The sequence below is a fragment of the Mesorhizobium sp. M8A.F.Ca.ET.021.01.1.1 genome, assembly GCF_003998025.1.
Lineage (GTDB): Bacteria > Pseudomonadota > Alphaproteobacteria > Rhizobiales > Rhizobiaceae > Mesorhizobium.
Genome location: NZ_RZSJ01000062.1, coordinates 1 through 17,325 on the forward strand (window position 1 = coordinate 1; position 17,325 = coordinate 17,325).

General features: G+C 61.8%; 17 protein-coding genes and 1 pseudogene. 7 read left to right on the forward strand and 11 right to left on the reverse strand.

Annotated elements, in window-relative coordinates:
- From EOA36_RS07855 to EOA36_RS07870, 4 genes and pseudogenes are all read right to left on the reverse strand, one after another.
- Window positions 1-134 (reverse strand): annotated as a pseudogene (locus EOA36_RS07855) (3-oxoacyl-ACP synthase); the annotation flags it as partial.
- A 9-nt stretch (window positions 135-143) separates the two neighbouring features.
- A complete protein-coding gene (gene plsX / locus EOA36_RS07860; protein ID WP_127276583.1) occupies window positions 144-1,214 on the reverse strand; it encodes a phosphate acyltransferase PlsX in 1,071 nt (356 codons plus the stop codon).
- Between the two features lie 113 nt (window positions 1,215-1,327).
- A complete protein-coding gene (locus EOA36_RS07865; protein ID WP_127276585.1) occupies window positions 1,328-1,876 on the reverse strand; it encodes a DUF177 domain-containing protein in 549 nt (182 codons plus the stop codon).
- A gap of 3 nt (window positions 1,877-1,879) precedes the next feature.
- Window positions 1,880-2,422 carry a ubiquinol-cytochrome C chaperone family protein gene (locus EOA36_RS07870; protein ID WP_127276587.1) on the reverse strand — a complete coding sequence of 181 codons (543 nt, stop codon included), beginning with the start codon at window positions 2,420-2,422 and terminating at the stop codon, window positions 1,880-1,882.
- Between the two features lie 114 nt (window positions 2,423-2,536).
- Between EOA36_RS07870 and EOA36_RS07875 the strand changes: the two genes are divergently transcribed.
- Complete coding sequence (locus tag EOA36_RS07875) at window positions 2,537-3,049, forward strand: outer membrane protein assembly factor BamE (RefSeq protein WP_127276589.1); 513 nt, start codon at window positions 2,537-2,539, stop codon at window positions 3,047-3,049.
- Window positions 3,050-3,223: 174 nt separating this feature from the next.
- Complete coding sequence (locus EOA36_RS38125) at window positions 3,224-3,403, forward strand: hypothetical protein (RefSeq protein WP_245464284.1); 180 nt, start codon at window positions 3,224-3,226, stop codon at window positions 3,401-3,403.
- Between the two features lie 39 nt (window positions 3,404-3,442).
- On the opposite strand, the gene EOA36_RS38130 is transcribed toward EOA36_RS38125, so the two are convergent.
- From EOA36_RS38130 to EOA36_RS07905, 5 genes are all read right to left on the reverse strand, one after another.
- Window positions 3,443-6,067, reverse strand: coding sequence for a sodium/proton-translocating pyrophosphatase (locus EOA36_RS38130; protein ID WP_245464285.1), 2,625 nt, complete (start codon window positions 6,065-6,067; stop codon window positions 3,443-3,445).
- A gap of 1 nt (window position 6,068) precedes the next feature.
- Complete coding sequence (locus tag EOA36_RS07890; RefSeq protein WP_127276591.1) at window positions 6,069-6,728, reverse strand: glutathione S-transferase family protein; 660 nt, start codon at window positions 6,726-6,728, stop codon at window positions 6,069-6,071.
- Window positions 6,725-7,570, reverse strand: a complete 846-nt coding sequence (locus tag EOA36_RS07895; protein ID WP_127276593.1) for an aromatic ring-hydroxylating dioxygenase subunit alpha — start codon at window positions 7,568-7,570, stop codon at window positions 6,725-6,727. The genes EOA36_RS07890 and EOA36_RS07895 overlap by 4 nt, the downstream gene beginning before the upstream one ends.
- On the reverse strand, window positions 7,567-8,217 hold the full coding sequence (locus tag EOA36_RS07900; RefSeq protein ID WP_127276595.1) for a Rieske (2Fe-2S) protein: 651 nt from the start codon (window positions 8,215-8,217) through the stop codon (window positions 7,567-7,569). The genes EOA36_RS07895 and EOA36_RS07900 overlap by 4 nt, the downstream gene beginning before the upstream one ends.
- Window positions 8,218-8,374: 157 nt before the next feature.
- Window positions 8,375-8,608, reverse strand: a complete 234-nt coding sequence (locus tag EOA36_RS07905) for an acylphosphatase (RefSeq protein ID WP_127276597.1) — start codon at window positions 8,606-8,608, stop codon at window positions 8,375-8,377.
- A gap of 910 nt (window positions 8,609-9,518) precedes the next feature.
- Here EOA36_RS07905 and EOA36_RS07915 point away from each other — a divergent pair.
- The 5 genes from EOA36_RS07915 (at window position 9,519) to EOA36_RS07935 (ending at window position 15,226) form a co-directional block, all read left to right on the forward strand.
- Window positions 9,519-10,445: a transcriptional regulator gene (locus tag EOA36_RS07915; RefSeq protein ID WP_127276601.1), complete on the forward strand. Its 927-nt coding sequence runs from the start codon at window positions 9,519-9,521 to the stop codon at window positions 10,443-10,445.
- A gap of 104 nt (window positions 10,446-10,549) precedes the next feature.
- A complete protein-coding gene (locus EOA36_RS07920) occupies window positions 10,550-12,055 on the forward strand; it encodes an alpha-N-arabinofuranosidase (protein WP_127276603.1) in 1,506 nt (501 codons plus the stop codon).
- Window positions 12,056-12,169: 114 nt separating this feature from the next.
- Window positions 12,170-13,444 (forward strand): extracellular solute-binding protein, encoded by a 1,275-nt coding sequence (locus tag EOA36_RS07925; RefSeq protein ID WP_127276606.1) that lies wholly within the window; start codon window positions 12,170-12,172, stop codon window positions 13,442-13,444.
- Window positions 13,445-13,502: 58 nt separating this feature from the next.
- Window positions 13,503-14,387: a sugar ABC transporter permease gene (locus tag EOA36_RS07930; protein WP_127276608.1), complete on the forward strand. Its 885-nt coding sequence runs from the start codon at window positions 13,503-13,505 to the stop codon at window positions 14,385-14,387.
- The gene (locus EOA36_RS07935) at window positions 14,384-15,226 is read left to right on the forward strand and encodes a carbohydrate ABC transporter permease (RefSeq protein WP_127276611.1); all 843 of its coding nucleotides are present in this window, start codon (window positions 14,384-14,386) and stop codon (window positions 15,224-15,226) included. The genes EOA36_RS07930 and EOA36_RS07935 overlap by 4 nt, the downstream gene beginning before the upstream one ends.
- 51 nt (window positions 15,227-15,277) lie before the next feature.
- Here EOA36_RS07935 and EOA36_RS07940 read toward each other — a convergent pair whose 3' ends face one another.
- Window positions 15,278-16,363, reverse strand: coding sequence for an ABC transporter ATP-binding protein (locus tag EOA36_RS07940; RefSeq protein ID WP_127276613.1), 1,086 nt, complete (start codon window positions 16,361-16,363; stop codon window positions 15,278-15,280).
- A gap of 351 nt (window positions 16,364-16,714) precedes the next feature.
- Window positions 16,715-17,325, reverse strand: a 611-nt coding sequence (locus EOA36_RS07945; RefSeq protein WP_145969124.1) for an efflux RND transporter permease subunit, incomplete at its 5' end; no start/stop codon positions are given.

The following is a 17,325-nucleotide window of genomic DNA, read 5'->3' on the forward strand; positions in this document are numbered from 1 at the left end:
ATATGGCGCTGGCGGATGCCGGTGCGCTGGGCGATCCACTCGTCGGAGGTCTCGACCATGCCTTCAAAATCGGCATTCTTCATGATGCGGCGGGGCAGCGCGGAGCCCGTGCCGCGCACAACTGATCTGATCAAAATTCTTTCCTATTCCTTTGCGTCGGTAACGACGTCGGATTTCCTAGATGTCAGGGCATGCGGGTTGCGCGCATGGAACAGATCGAGGTCGGCCTCGATGCGGTCGAGCAGATTGTTGCGCACCATGTCGTAGCCGAGTTCGATCGCCGCGGCGAAACCATCCGAATCGGCGCCGCCATGGCTTTTGACGACGATGCCGTTCAGCCCCAGGAACACGCCGCCATTGGAGCGGCCGACATCCATCTTTTCGCGCAGGCGGTCGAAGGCGCCCTTGGCGAAGACATAGCCGATCTTGGCCATCAGCGTGCGGCTCATCGCGGCCCGCAGATAGCCGCCTATCTGGCGGGCGGTGCCTTCAGCCGTCTTCAGCGCGATGTTGCCGGCGAAGCCTTCCGTCACCACGACGTCGACCGTCCCCTTGCCGATGTCGTCGCCTTCGACGAAGCCATGGTAGTTCATCGAGGCCATGTTGGCTTCGCGCAACATGCGTCCCGCTTCCTTGACCTCTTCCTGGCCCTTGATCTCTTCCACGCCGACATTGAGCAGGCCGACCGTGGGCCGGGCGATGCCGAATACGGAACGCGCCATGCCGGTGCCGAGAATGGCAAAATCGATGAGTTGGTGCGCATCGGCGCCAATGGTGGCGCCCACATCAAGAACCACGCTTTCGCCACGCAATGTCGGCCACAATGCCGCAATCGCCGGGCGTTCGATGGTGGCCATGGTGCGCAGGCAGAATTTCGACATCGCCATCAGCGCGCCGGTGTTGCCGGCGGAAATGCATGCATCCGCGGCGCCCGATTTGACCGCCTCAACCGCCTTCCACATCGACGATTTCCAGCGGCCGTGGCGCAGCGCCTGGCTCGGTTTGTCGTCCATCCTGACCGCGATCTCGCAGTGGAAGAACTCGCTGATCTCGGCCAATTTGGGGAACTTGGCGAGTTCGGGGCGCACCAGTTCCTCACGTCCGTAGATGACGAAGCGGATGTCGGGACGGCGGGTCGCGACCGTCATGAGCGCTGGAATGACCACGGTTGGTCCGTGATCGCCGCCCATGGCATCGATGGAAATCCTGATCACGCGGTATTCATCTCACGGTTAGGCGGCAAGTCGTTTTAGTGATCGCAAAGGCTCGGCGAAAATAGCGGTTTTAGGCTGTCGCACAACCGGCTTTTCCGTCGCGGGCGAGGTTTTCAGGATTTTCCCAGCAAGGATCGCAGTTTTTGCTGAAATTCATTCTCCGCCGATCCGGTGTCGTCACCGGCATCAAGCGACGCGCCGGGCTTGCGCGGATAGGGGTCGATCGCCAATCCGAAGAACTGTTCGGCAAGCGCCCCGACATCGATGGTGTCGCCCGAAAATGTCTCGGGGCTATCGGGCCCATCCGCGTCGAGCAGAATTTCGCCGCCGCCATCGAATCCCTGCCGTCCGAGCTTGGAGTCCTCGGGCAAGAGCAGCGCCTCGACCGGCTCATCGATATGTGCCTGGACGGGGTCGAGCGTGACGATGCAGGCCTGGGTGATGTCTGCCTCGACACGGCCGCTGACCTTGACGCCATTGCGCTTCCACGACGCAACGAGCAGTTCGGCGCGATAGGCTTCGACCGACAGCAGCCCGTGCGCCTCGGCGAGTGCGGCGCGTTGCGCGGGGTCGGCCTCGATCACCACGGGCAGCCCCTTCTGTGGCAGCCGGGCGACATTGGCGAAAAAGGATACCGGACTTTGCATATCGGCGTGTTTCATCGATCAGCCTCCGTTGGCTCCTGGAAATGCCACAGTGCCGGCAACGATCGATTCGGTCGGCTGCGCATTCAGTTGCCGGCTGGCGTCGGCGACATACCCTGCCAAACGCGATGCTTCCGACCAGGCGTCGGCGTCGGGACGGACATTACGGGCAAGTGCCGCGGTCAGACCATCATGATCGCCTCGTTCCAGCGCATCATCATAGGCGGCGGTGCGGCCATAGAACATCTTCGCCAGTTTCTTCATGCGTTTTGGCACACCGACGTCGCCAATGCCCAGTTCCCGCAGCGAATGATCGACATCGAGGAAGAACTCGTCGATCAGCACCTGCGCGATCTCCTGGGCAACGCCGTCCTCGCCGCGCAAGCGGTGCTGGACCAGGAACATGTGCAGCGAAAGCATCTCGAAACGGCCGAGCGGCGTGTCCGGCACATTCCAATGGGAATAAAAAACAGTCTGCCGCGCCGCCGCCACGATTTGTGCGTAAAGCGCGTCGGTGATGGCGCGGTTGGCGTGGCGTTCGCGGCCAAAAAGGCGCTGGAACATGGGGATGGTCTCCGGGGACCGTTTGTTGAATTGGCCTTGTTGCATCGGCAAGCAAGCTGGTTTACCGGTTTTGCGGCCCAGCGCAAGTTGCGGCGATATAATGGAGAATTGTTGTTGCGCGCGCTGAATTTCAAGTCGACCTTCTCGTCCAGGCCCGCCGGCGCGATCTCGCTACTGGTTGTCATATCGGCGCTCTCGGCATGCCACACCAACAAGATGATCGGTGACCTCAGTCCGAGCGAAACGTTCACGCAAGGGTATGTCTATGACCAGCAGGCCGTCGATTCGGTGCCCGTCGGTTCCAGCCGCGAACAGGTGCTTCTGGCGCTTGGCACGCCATCGACGACGGCGACGTTCGACAACGAGGCGTTTTATTACATTTCGCAAACCCGCAAACGCTATGTCGCCTTCGACAAGCCCAGGCTCGTCGACCAGAAAGTGCTCGCGGTCTATTTCGGTGCGGACGGCCGCGTCACCCAGATCGCCAATTACGGCTTGAAGGACGGCAAGATCTTCGACTTCATCTCGCGCACCACGCCGACCGGCGGCAAGGACCAGAACTTCCTCAGCCAGATCATCAACGGCGCCAGCAAGCTGGCCCCCAGCATGCCCGGCGGCACCCCCTGATTTCTAGATTCCTGCTTCCCTAGAATCCTGCTTCCCTGACCTTGGGGAACGGAAATGTCTCAGGCGACCGAAAACCCGTGGGAGCGATCTCACGGGTTTTTGTTTGGCCAATGAGGAGCCGGCTTGTCAGGGATGTGGCAAACCATATCAACCGGCCAGGCTTGGGGCTTGGACATGAGCGGTGACGACCGTGCGGTGCCGGATGGCTGGATGACGACGGGGACACCCGACCGGCAGACAGTGACATCGGACTGGCTTGCCATCGATCCGCCGCCGATCGACGGCGTCAGGATCAAGGAAATCAGGCCGGTCGCAACGTCCAACCCGCGAGGATCGCTCCTCGCGGGTTCTTGATTTCAAGCGTTGAGCTATTTCAAGTTTCCGGGCTCCCGCTCAGCCGTGCGCGAGCACCGCCAGCAGCAGCAAGGCCACGATGTTGGTGATCTTGATCGCCGGGTTGACCGCCGGGCCGGCGGTGTCCTTGTAGGGATCGCCGACGGTGTCGCCGGTCACCGACGCCTTGTGCGCCTCGGAGCCCTTGAGGTGCTTGACGCCGTCCTTGTCGACAAACCCGTCCTCGAACGACTTCTTGGCGTTGTCCCAGGCGCCACCGCCCGAAGTCATCGAGATGGCGACGAACAGGCCATTGACGATGACGCCGAGCAGCGAGGCGCCCAGTGCTGCGAAAGCCGAAGCCTTCGAGCCCGAGATCAGCAGCACGCCGAAATAGACGACGAGCGGCGCCAGCACGGGCAGCAGCGACGGGATGATCATCTCGCGGATCGCCGCCTTGGTCAGGAGATCGACGGCGCGCGCATAGTTGGGCTTCGAGGTGCCGGCCATGATGCCCGGATCCTCGCGGAACTGCTTGCGCACTTCCTCGACGATGGCACCGGCCGCGCGGCCGACGGCCGTCATGGCGATGCCGCCGAACAGGTAGGGAATGAGGCCGCCGAAGATCAGGCCGGCGACGACATAAGGGTTGGAGAGATCGAAGGAGATTTCGCCCATGCCCTGGAAGTAAGGATACTTGTCGCCATTGGCGGCAAAGAACTTCAGGTCGTTCGAATAGGCGGCGAACAGCACCAATGCGCCGAGGCCGGCCGAACCGATGGCGTAGCCCTTGGTCACCGCCTTGGTGGTGTTGCCGACCGCGTCGAGCGCGTCGGTGGAGTGGCGCACTTCCTTGGGCAGGCCGGCCATTTCGGCAATGCCGCCGGCATTGTCGGTGACCGGGCCGAAGGCGTCGAGCGCCACGATCATGCCGGCGAGGCCGAGCATGGTGGTGACGGCGATCGCCGTGCCGTAGAGGCCGCCGAGCTGGTAGGTGGCGATGATGCCACCAACGATGACGATCGCCGGCAGCGCCGTCGATTCCAGCGAGACCGCGAGGCCCTGGATGACGTTGGTGCCATGGCCGGTCACCGATGCCTGGGCAATCGAGTTGACCGGACGCTTGTTGGTGCCGGTGTAGTATTCGGTGATCACCACGATAAGGCCGGTCACCACGAGGCCGATGAGGCCGCAGATGAACAGGTTCTTGCCTGTGATGACGATGCCGGCGACGGTGCCGACCTCGCCCCAGCCGAGCGTGGCCGAAGTGGCGACGCCGAGGCCAACGACCGACAGCAGGCCGGTCACGATCAGCCCCTTGTAGAGCGCGCCCATGATCGAGCCGTTGGAACCGAGCTTGACGAAGAAGGTGCCGACGATCGAGGTCAGGATGCAGGCGCCGCAGATGGCGAGCGGATAGAGCATCGCCGCACCAAGGATGGCGGTGCCGCCAAAGAAGATGGCGCCCAGCACCATGGTGGCGACAACCGTCACCGCATAGGTCTCGAACAGGTCGGCGGCCATGCCGGGCGACAGCCTGCCGATATCGCCGCGCCCGAGCAGCGCCGCGCCACCTGTCGTCGCATAGCCGAGGAAATCGACCGGCGGCGGAACCGGGTGGTCGCGTGTCGACGCCGCAAGGCATTGCAGCATGTAGGCTGAATGGATGCAGTGCATCAGGTTGGAATTGTCATTCGAGGCGGCGCCGTCGCAACCCAGTCCTACACTCAGCCCGAGGGCCGACATCGCCGGTATGTCGGTGATTTCGGCGCCGACGAGATAGACCGGCTCCGGGCAGTGCGCCACGCCGGTGCCGATAGCGGCCATCTTGCGCAGTTCGTCGTGGGTCAGTTCCCAGCAATGGGCATAGAAGGCATCCGTCCCGGAGAAACCGATCTCCGCGCAATAATCCACCGTGCGCAGGCCGTGGCGGGCTTGCATGACCGGACTTTCGCCTTCGCCGACATGGGTGTGCATGCGCACCTTGCGGTCGCGCGCCAGCGCTACCGATTCCACGAATGTCTCGCGATAGCAGTTGACCGGCTGGCAGGGCGCGACCACGACCTGACGCATGCTGAACTTACCGTCATCATGGTAGGTGTCGATCAGCCGGGCGCAGTCGGCGATGAACTCGTCCGTCGTTTCCAGCATGGCGTCGGGGATGGTCGAGCCTTCCGATTTCGGCAGCGTGTTGCCGCCACGTCCGGCATGGAAGCGCATGCCGAGCAGTTCGGCCGCCTCGAACTGTCGGTCGATCAGCCTTTTGCCGGCATGCCGCGGAAAGCAGTATTGATGATCGAATGCCGTCGTGCAGCCGTGCTTTATCAATTCCGCCATGGCCGTGACCGATGAGTGATAGAAGCACTCCTCGGTCAGCCGTGAGAAGATGGGATAGATGCGGTCGAGCCATTCGATGACCGACAGCTTCGTCCAGTCCAGATCGGCGCGGTTGCGCACGAAGCACTGAAAGAAGTGGTGATGGGTGTTGACGAGGCCGGGATAGACGAACCAACCGGCGGCGTCCTGCGTGACGGTCCCCACAGGCAACTCACCCTTATCCAGGGCTTCGCCGATGGCCCGTACAGCCGGGCCGTCGGTCAACACATCGACGTTGCGGCGGACGCGCGGACCGTCGCCATCGTCCACGATGACCGCGGCACAGTTCTTCAACAGATAACCCGCCATTTCAGGCCTCGCCTACTTCTGGGACGGGCTCGGGTTTGAGCTCATGCAGCCGGTGGATGCCAGGCATCTCGATGAAGCCGTCGAGACCGCGGATGGCCCGCGACCATAGACGGATCTTGGGATAAGGATCGAGCGAGACCCCGCCGTCCGGCGCCAGCGCCACATAGGGGAAACAGGCGATGTCCGCGACCGTCGGCCGGTCCGATGCGAGGAAGCGCTGGCCGCGGATACTCTGTTCTACGAGACCAGCTTCCAATTCCCGCAGGGCTGCCGTCCCCTGTCCCTTAAGGGCATCGATGTTGCCCGGGCGCAGCAGCATCTCGTGCAGGCGCGCCGCCCCCAGGCTTGCTGTCAGTCGATGCGAGAACGAAAGCCATTGTTGGACACGCGCCGCTTGCACGGCCGTATCGTTGCCCAGCCATTGCGGTGCCGCCTTTGTAGCGAGGTAGACAAGCATGGCCGAGGATTCGGTCAGGACGAGGTCGCCGTCCTCAAGGATCGGGATCGAACCCGCCGGGTTGAGCGCCATGAGTTCCGGACCGCGATGCTCGGCACCGGGATGGAAGTCGACGGGCCGGATGCTGAGCTTCACCCCTGCCAGCGCCGCCATCAGGCGCACCTTGTAACAGCTCGGCGACAGCACGTAGTCGTAGAGCTTCATTGCGCCACCAGTTGCGCGCCGTAGGTGTAGCCATGGCGCTTCAGCCAGCGCCGGTAGGCAACCGAAGTCAGGTCGGCTCGCGTGGGAATCTCCATGCCGGGGTCGAGCGGCAGCAACCTCGGGATCTGGTTTTCGAGGATCGACCGGTCCTGGACGAAGATCGTCTGCTGGAAATGGATCAGGTCCGTCATCGGCGTCTCGTCGTCGAACAGCGCCATCCAGGGCCACACGTCACACAGGTCTTCGGCAAGCGGCTGCACGAACAGCGTAATGACGTCCCATTCGCCGGGACGCGGCGGGCAGGTCTTGTAGAGGATCGAGCATGTCGGCGCGGGCACGCGATACATGTACTCCGTCGTTATGCCGCCCTCCGCCGACTTCGCGGCCTGCGGCTGGTAGAACTTCACCTGGGTAGCCCAAACCTCATCCTCGTCCTCGCGGATTTCGACCTTGTAGTTCTGGACCTCCGTGTGCGGTTCGGAGCCCAATATGTCGGTGTGGACGAATGGAAAATGCGCAATGTCCAGGAAGTTCTCCACCGCGCGCAATGGCGAACAGCGCACGCGAACCACGCCGACATCGACGAGCCGGCGGCCAGGCTGATCGGCCTCGGGGATCGCAAACAGCGGCTTTTTCGGATCGCCGAGCGATGACCAGACATGGCCATAGCGGATGCAGGTTGGGAGGACACGTCCGTTGCCGCCTGTGACCTTGGCGGTTCCGTCTTCGCCGCATCTCACCTCGATGGGCTCGCCCATCAGGGCCGTGCCGCGCCCATGCGCGTCGAGCTGGCTCGCAAGGCCGACCGGATACCATTCGTCGATCATCGCGTTGCGGGTCATTGGACGGCCCCACCGCTCCGAATTCTCTCGGCCGCCCGCCGCAGCGTTTCGGCGGCCCTCGACGCGGCGATCCGTTCGGTCGGATTGGCGTCCTCGCCCACCAGAACATGCATAAGCGTCCGGGCTTCACCATCGGGCGCAAGCAGCAGCCGAAGCGTCAGGCCATCGTTGCTATGGTCGAGCAGGCCTCCCGCGGCCTTCGCGCCCGCGGCCGCCTCCAGCGCCGCGACGTTCGCTTCCACCATCATGGAACGCAGCGGGGCAACGCCGTCGAGCCGCGGCGGAGGGGCAGCGGCTTCGCCGGCGGAAATCCAGATGATACCGTCGCCATCCTCGACATGCTGCGTTGCAACGCGAATCGTGTCCGGCGGAGTCAGCGCCGGATGAGCGGGAATGCGCAGGCAATTTCCCTCCTGAGCATAGCCCCAGCCGTGATAGATGCAGGACAGGGTTTCACCGCGTACAAAGCCGTGGGAAAGGCGCATGCCGCGATGGGGGCATCTGTCCGCAAACGCCGATGCTCGGCCCGAACGGCTTCGCCAAAGCGCAACCGGCCCAGCCGGGGACTGCGCGGGCATTACGGTTCCCGCCGGCAAGTCCGCGGAGAGGGCAACAGGTATCCATGAGCCGGTCGGATAAGGCGGCATACATCAACTTTCAAACAACACCAGCATCTTCCTGAGCGCAGCTTCGCGGTCAAGCATATGCTAATAGGCGGGTCACGTTTGCACAACATTTCCTCACGGGCAATAATGCCCAAAAAAGGTGCATGCACCTTGGCAGGCAGAAGCCGCAGGCCGGAAACTAGCCCGATTCGCTCTCGATCGGCGCCCGATGGATGGCCTCGACCCAGACATCGATTGGTCCAAGCGAGCATCCCATCTCCATCATGTCGATGAGTTCGGCCGGGCCGACAATGTCGAGTTCGATGCGATCGGGACCGGCAACGCATATGGCCTGCGCGAGCCCGAGCTTGGCGGCATGACGCTCGATCCACGGCAGGAAGGATGCCGCCTCCACATCGCCGAGGATCGTCATGCGCTCCCGCCAGGGGAATCGATATTGCTCGCTCACAGAAAACCTCGGCAATGAAACAGATATCTATCTATCTGCATTGTGCTCAATCGCTGATGCATCTAACCAAGCGCCATGAGAAGGTCGAGTGTGGGCTTGTGACCCCTCAGTCGTCTATGACGTCCGCAAAATCCCTGGTCAACATGCGTCCATCGACACTTTGTGAGACAAGACAGACTTACCGCTTGCATTAAAACTAGTCCTGCTGCCCGACCTTGGGTTCGCCAGACCATACGAGAGAATACGAAGGGAATGGGTTGGCGAACCATCCTCTAACATATTGATTTTCCGTGGAAAACGACGCCCCTCCGGGCCCACCATCGTCGTTATTTATCAATGCTTTATGGCCATTTTCTTCCTCGTGTTAGCCAAGTGGGAGGCGGCGAGCCTCCGCGCATCACTTTGATTTTGTTGCCTTACGGTGGGCTGCTGAGGGCTAAGGGCGTCAAGGGATTGACATATCGAGTGCGCGCTGTGCGCGCTTCATCCAACCCCGCTCAAACATGGGACTGGGAAAGTCCTGATCGGCTGAGCATGAGGACCTAGCGCTCATCCTGATCAGACCGACGGATCCGCGCTCAATGATCTCTGTCGGCAAGACGAGCCGTTCTGGGGCGCGCATTTCACCTTTCAAACGGCGCATGAGAAGTTCCGCGACGCTTTTGCCAAGTGCATGGGCATGCTGACGGCCAGGCATTCCCCCGGACTGGTCAACGCAGGCAACGCGCCGCCGTTGTGGCCGTGCTAGTCAACTACTGAATGACGAAGTCGTTACGAAAGATATGCCAGCCAGGAGGTTCAATTCATAACGCCACCGTCTTTATTTGTATCTGATCTGCTGATACATAACCCCGTGTGACGACTGCGGGGCCATATGTCGAATGAAATCATGGTTGTCGATCCGCTTGAGCGGCTTGACTTGTTGAAGAGCCTCGCGAGCGAGGTCCGGGTCCGGATTCTCGATCTGCTGCACCGCAAGGGGCCGAAAAACGTCAATCAAGTGGCCGAAGAACTGGGTCTTCCGCAATCAACGATTTCCGCAAACATCCAGGTTCTTGTCGATGTCGGTTTGATCGAGACGAAATCACAGAAGGCGCGCAAGGGAAGCCAGAAGGTTTGCTATTCGACCTTCTCCGAGTTGGTTGTCGTCTTTAAGGACCGCCCGCCGGCGCAGGATCTCGGCGTCATAGAAGTGGCGATGCCGCTTGGACTCTATACGAGATGCGAAGTCTCCGCTCCCTGCGGCCTGTGTTCAAAAGACGGCGTCATCGGACTTCTCGATGTGCCCGACACCTTCCTCGATCCTGACCGTATGCGGGCAGGGCTGCTGTGGTTCACGCGCGGCTTCGTCGAATACCAGTTTCCCAACAATGCGACGCTTGCCAATGCCAAAGTCGGCGGATTGGAACTGGCGATGGAGCTTTCGTCGGAGGTCCCGGGCACATCGAAGGATTGGCCATCGGACATCACGGTAGCGATCAACGGACACGAGATAGATACCTGGACGGCGCCAGCCGACTATGGCGACAAGCGCGGCAAGCATACGCCCGGCTGGTGGAAGCTGGCCGGATCGCAATATGGCGACCTCACACACTGGCGCGTCACGAACAACGGCACCTATCGCAACAACAACAAGGTTTCCAAATGCTCGCTGGCTGATCTGGAGCTTGAGCGGCACCGCTCGATCCGGATACGAATCGGCGTGAAGGAAGATGCGCGTCACCCCGGCGGCATAAACATCTTTGGTAGCGGCTTCGGCAATTACAGCAACGACATCGTTCTGCGCCTGCTGAAGGCTTGAGAGCGTATTAGGCCCTTGACGGGCGAACGAACTCCGCCCTTAACTGACCCGCGACCCGGATATAGACCGGAAAGTCGGATTGATAATCCGCAGTGGGAGGGATCATGAAGGCCAGAGTCACGGCGAACGCGGCCTATGCCGTCGCGGATATCGACAAACGTCTTTACGGCTCGTTCCTCGAGCATCTTGGTCGGGCGGTCTACACGGGCATCTACGAGCCCGGACATCCGCAAGCGGACGCAGAGGGGATGCGCAAGGACGTGATCGAGTTGGTGCGTGCGCTCGACACGCCGATCTGCCGTTACCCGGGCGGCAACTTCGTGTCCGCCTACAATTGGGAAGACGGCATAGGCCCAAAGGAGAACCGCCCGCGGCGGCTGGATCTTGCCTGGCGCACCACGGAGCCGAACCTGGTTGGAATCCACGAATTCGCCGACTGGGCCGAAAAGGCCGGCACCGAGATGATGCTTGCGGTCAATCTCGGTTCCCGCGGCCTCGACGAGGCGCGGGCGTTCGTTGAATACGTCAACCACCCGAGCGGCAGCTACTGGTCCGACCTCAGGGCCAAGAACGGACGCGCGCAGCCCTGGAACTGCCGCCTCTGGTGTCTCGGCAATGAAATGGACGGTCCCTGGCAGGTCGGCCACAAGTCGGCGGAAGAATACGGCCATCTGGCCAACGAGACGGCCAAGGCGTTGCGCGGCCTCGACCCAACGGTGGAACTGGTCGTCTGCGGCTCGTCGCATTCCAATATGCCGACCTATCCGCAGTGGGAAGCAACCGTGTTGGAAGCGACCTACGAGCAGGTCGACTACATCTCTCTCCACATGTATTTCGAAAACTACGAGAAGAATACGGCCGAATATCTCGCTCTTCCGGCGAAACTCGACCGCTACATTGGCACGGTCTCCGGCATCATCGACTACGTGAAGGCCAAGACCCGCTCGAAGCGGGAGGTGAAGATCTCCTTCGACGAGTGGAACGTCTGGTACCATCAGCGCAAGCGGGACGCCGAGCGTATGCGCGACTGGGACTGGCCGGAAGCGCCCAGGCTTCTGGAAGACATCTACAATTTCGAGGACGTGCTGCAGGTCGGCTGCATCATCAACACCTTCATTCGACGGTCGGATATTGTTCGCATCGCCTGCATTGCGCAGCTGGTGAACGTTATCGCGCCGATCATGACCGATCCCGGCGGCAGCGCCTGGCGGCAGACGATCTACTGGCCTTTTATGCTGGCCTCCAAGCACGGCCGCGGCACCGCGCTGCAGCTCGCGGTCGAGGTGCCTACCTATGACGCGGCCGCTGCCGACAAGGTGCCATGGCTCGACATTGCGGGCGTGCATAATTCGAACGCCGGCACGCTGACCTTCTTCGCAATCAACCGGCATGGGTCCGAGACGATAGAGGCCGACGTCGCCCTAGAGCGGTTCGCCGCCAAGTCCATCGAGCATACGATCATCCGTCATGACGATCTCGAGGCCTGCAACACGAAGGACGCGCCGGACAACGTATCACCGGCCAAAGGCAATGGGGCAGCGCTCAGCGGCAAGGGAATGACGCTGAACTTGCCGCCGCACTCCTATTCGATGGTGCGCGTGACACTTTGAGTTAATATCCGAGTATCAGATATATACCGTAAAATCCGTTGCAGGCGAAGTGGTTTGGTGTAGCATTGAAACGTTCAAGGCGGATCTAACCGCCGTACTCGGGAGGAAGCTGAGATGAACTTTCGCAAGATGATGGCCCTAGCGGTGGTTGCGGCCGGAGGATTTTGGGCCGTCGCGGCCCAGGCCGAAGAAACCGTCGCATGGTGGGATTTCCTCGGCGGCGGTGACGGCGTGCGCATGAAGCAGATGATCTCCGACTTCAACGCCGCCCACGCCGGCAAGATCAAGATCGACGCCACGACGCTGGAGTGGGGCACGCCCTTCTACGCGAAGGTGCAGACCTCGGCCGCGGTCGGTGAGGCGCCTGACGTCATGACCTATCATGCCAGCCGCATCCCCTTGGCGGTGAGCCAGGACATTCTCGAAGAAATCACCGCCGACGATATGAGCAAGATGGGCCTCTCGGCCTCGGACTTCGCCCAGACGACGATGCGCGCCGTGACGGTCGACGGCAAGCAATACGCGGTGCCGCTCGATACCCATCCGATCGTCCTGTACTACAATCGCGTCCTCCTGAAGAAGGCAGGCGTGCTCGGCGACGACGGCCGTCCCGTGGGTATGAGAAACAAGGAGGAATTCACCGCGACACTGCAGAAGTTGAAGGATGCCGGCGTCGAGTTCCCGCTGGGCAGCGTCACCGCCGACGGCAACTTCATGTACCGCACCATTTATTCGCTGGTGTGCCAGCAAGGCGGCGAGCTTCTGACGGGCAACGAGTTCCTCGCCGGCGACAATCCTCAAAAGCTGGCGAAAGCGTTAGCGGTCCTGCAAGGGTGGACGAAGGCCGGGCTGCAGTCGACCTATACGGACTATCCCGCGACCGTCGCCCTGTTCACCTCGGGCAAGGCCGCGATGATGATCAACGGCGTCTGGGAAGTTCCCACGATGACCGACCTCGCCAAGCAAGGCAAGCTGTTCGACTGGGGCGCCGTCGAGATCCCGGTGATCTTCGACAAGCCATGCACCTATGCGGACAGCCATTCATTCGCAATCCCGAAGAACAAGGGCAAGGAAATCAGCCCGGAAAAGCGTGCTGCCGTTCTCGAGGTGATCTCCTGGATGGACAAGCACTCGCTGTTCTGGGCCACGGCAGGGCACATCCCGGCCTACAAGCCAGTCACCGAAACCGGTGAATACAAGGCAATGGAGCCCAATGCGACCTACTCGACGCTGACGGCCAACATGATCTTCGATCCGAAGTCGCCCAAGGCTGGTGTCGCCGGGCCGATCTTCGACATCATGTCAAATTATTTTGTGCCGACCCTCAATGGAGAGATGGACCCCGGCGAGGCGGTGAAATCCATCAAGGAAGAGTTGAACAGCATGTAAGGCTCAAGGCTGGGGCCGCCCCGCCCAGGGCGGCCCCAGCCGTGTTCGAGGAAGAGCCATGCTTCGCAACTCCCGCACTGAACGTCTTGTCGCGCTGGTGCTGGTCGCTCCCTTCCTGGCGATCTATCTGCTGGCGTTCGTCTATCCGACGGTCCAGATGTTCCGCATCTCCTTCACCGATGCGCCGCTGATCGGCGCTGGTCGATGGGTTGGTCTCGACAACTACCTGCGGCTCGACAACGACCCGATGTTCCGGCGCGCGCTCTGGAACACCGCTTATTTCGTGCTGATGACGGTCGTCCCAGGGACACTCATCGCCCTGTTGATCGCGCTAGGCGTGTCGCGGCTCAAGGGCCGCTTCCAGTCGATCGTGCTGGCGCTGTTCTTCCTGCCCTACATCCTGCCGGTGTCCGTCGTCTATCTGATCTGGGACTGGACGCTGAATTTCCAGTTCGGGATCGCGATGCATGTGCTGGACTGGCTCGGAATCCCGCGCGTGCCGGTCTTCAAGTCGCGCGTCTGGTTCTTGCCGGCTGTGGCCGGGGTGACGATCTGGTGGACCGCAGGCTTCTCGATCCTCCTCTTCCTCGCCGGACTGCGGTCCATACCAGCGGAGATCTACGAAGCCGCGGCGCTCGACAACTCGACGCGATGGACCACGTTCCGGCGCATCACCTGGCCGCTGCTGTGGCCGATCACCTCGCTGGTGTTCACCATCCAGCTCATCCTGCAGCTTAAGATCTTCGACCAAGTCTATCTGTTCTCGATCGGCGGCCGGCCGAACGACAATATGGTGCTCGTCTACTACGTCTTCCAGAAGGCCTTCCAGCAGAACCAGGGAGGCAGGGCGGCAGCCGTCGCCGTGACCCTCTTCGTGCTTGTGGTGGTCGTCTCGGTCCTGCAATTCCAACTGCTCCGGTTCGCCGAAAGGCGGCGCCGATGAACGCGGTGGCTGCTCAACGCTGGAACTTCTGGGGCGGGATCATCACCGCACTGACGCTCGTCTGGGCCATCCTATGGGCGTTCCCGCTCTACTGGGGTGTGATCTCATCGCTCAAACCGGACGACGAGGTCGTGCGGCCCTACATCGAACTCTGGCCCGAGACGCCGACGCTGGAGAACTACGTCAGCGCCCTGACCACCACGCAGATAGGCGCCTGGTACGTCAATTCAGTGGCGGTCGCGGTCGGCGTAACGGTCATCACCATCTTCATCTCGATGCTGTGCGGCTACGCAATCTCGCAGTTGCGGTTCCCGGGGCGGATCGCGCTTTGGTGGCTGATCCTTGCCTCCTTTATGGTGCCGACTTCGGCGCTGATCATCAATCACTTCGTGCTGGTCGCCAACCTCGGCCTGCTCAACAGCTGGGCCGGAATCATGTTGCCGCAGCTTATCCACCCCGTCATCATCATCGTGTACAAGCAGTTTTTCGATCAGGTCCCGAAGGACTTCCGCGAGGCCGCGGTCATGGACAATGCGTCCGAATTCGGGATCCTCTTCAAGATCTACATGCCTATGAACTGGGGGGTAACCACCGCGCTGTCGATCGTCTGCTTCATCTGGACGTGGAACGCGTTCTTGTGGCCGTTCCTCTCGGTGACCCGCACCGAGATGATGACCATCACGGTCGGCATTACGCAGGTCAACGACGCCTTCGGTGTCTACTACGCGCGCCAGCTGTCGGCAGCCGTACTGGCCGGCCTGCCGGTGGCACTGGCCTACCTCTTCTTCCAGCGCCGGGTGACCGAGGCTATAACGCTCTCGGCAGGTATCAAGGGCTAGAGCCCCGGCAGGTGCACCGCAATGCCGGAGGGCACGACCCGCTCGGCGGGTTCAGGCTCCGCCGGCGCGTGCGCGCCAGGCCGATCCGTCCGCGGCGAAGAGATGCAGGGCCGTGGCGTCGAACTTCAGCCGAACGGCGTCGCCCGGTTTGACGCTCGAAAGCCCGCGATCCTGTGCCGTCACCTGCGTCCCATCCGCGAGCCGCGCATAGACGAGCGTTCGCTCGCCAAGGCGCTCGACAACGGTCGCCGTGGCGAATGCTTCATTGCCCTCGGCGACGACAGTCAGCGATTCCGGCCGCACTCCGAGTTCGCGCCAATCCATGTCGATTGGCGCGCCGGGAAGTTCGACGAGCGATCCATCGGTCAAGCGCGCATTGAGCCTGTCGCCCGAGCCCGAAACCGTGACAGGCAGGATGTTCATCGCCGGCGACCCGACGAAGGTCGCGACGAAGCGCGACGCCGGACGTGCATAGACATCGACGGGTCTTCCCATCTGCTCTATCCGGCAATCGTTGAGGATCACAATGCGGTCGGCGAGCGTCATCGCTTCCACCTGGTCGTGGGTGACGTAGATCATCGTCGATTTCAAACGCTGATGCAGTTCGGCAAGCTCGACGCGTGTACGGGCTCGAAGTGCTGCGTCCAGATTGGAGAGTGGCTCGTCGAACAGGAATGCCTTGGGCTCCTTGACGATCGCACGCCCGATGGCCACGCGCTGGCGCTGCCCGCCGGAGAGCTGCGACGGCCGCCGGTGAAGCAGCGCTTCGATCTCCAGGATACGCGCAGCCTCGGCGATCCGCTGGCGGATGACATCCGGCGCAACCCGAATGTTCCTCAGCCCAAAGGCCATGTTCTCCGCGACGGTCATATGTGGGTAAAGCGCATAGTTCTGGAAGACCATGGCAACGTTGCGCCTGCCAGGCGCAAGGTTCTCCGAGCGCACCCCGTCGATCGTCAGCGTCCCCTGGTCAATGCTTTCGAGGCCGGCGATCATCCGGAGCAGCGTCGTCTTGCCGGAACCGGACGGACCGAGAAACACGACCAGCTCTCCTGGCTCAATGTCCAGGCTCACGTCGCGGATCACTTCGACAGCGCCAAAGTGCTTTGATACGCCCGACAGCGCGATTCCCGTCATGCTTGCGATCCTTCTTTCCTACATAATTTCGGATAAATACCCGATGTCAAGGAATGTGGGGCTGCGGCACAATGAGCGGCTCATTCCTGGTCCCCGGAACAGCTGCCAGCTGTCCTGCCAACAGCGGGCGGTTTGAGAGGTTCGCCAGACCATACGAGAGAATACGAAGGAAATGGATTGGCGAACCAGCCGCTAACGTATTGACTTCCTGTAGAAAACGATGACCCGGCGGGCTCACCAAAACGACCGCGTAAGTGGCTGATTTTTGACCGTTTGGTGGGGGTCGTGTGCAGCGCGTCGCGCCGATTTTCTGGAGTGATAAGCCGCGCCGGACGCGGCGAATTCCTAACCCTACTCGGCGGCCGTCTCCGATGGCGCCTCTGCCGGGCCCGAAGGCTCGGCCTCGGCACGGGGCTTGCGCCGTGAAAACAGCGACCTGAGCGTGACGTAGAACACCGGCGTCAGGAACAGGCCGACGAAGGTGACGCCGAGCATGCCGGAGAACACCGCGGTGCCGAGCGACTGGCGCATTTCCGCGCCCGGGCCCGTTGCGATCATCAGCGGCACGACGCCGAGGATGAACGCGAAGGCGGTCATCAGGATCGGCCGCAACCTGAGCCGGCAGGCTTCGACGGCAGCCTCGGCGGCCGACAGGCCGCGTTCCTGCGCCTGCCGCGCGAATTCGACGATCAGGATCGCGTTCTTGGCGGCAAGCCCGATCAGCACGATGAGGCCGATCTGCACGAGGATGTTGTTGTCCAGCCCTCGGAACGATACGCCGAGCAACGCCGCCAGCACGCCGAGCGGCACCACCAGCACAATGGCGAATGGCAGCACCCAGCTTTCATATTGCGCCGCCAGCGCCAGGAACACGAACAGCACCGACAGTCCGAAGATATAGACAGCGGCATTGCCGGTGTTGCGCTCCTGGTAGGCGAGCTCGGTCCATTCATAGGAGGTAC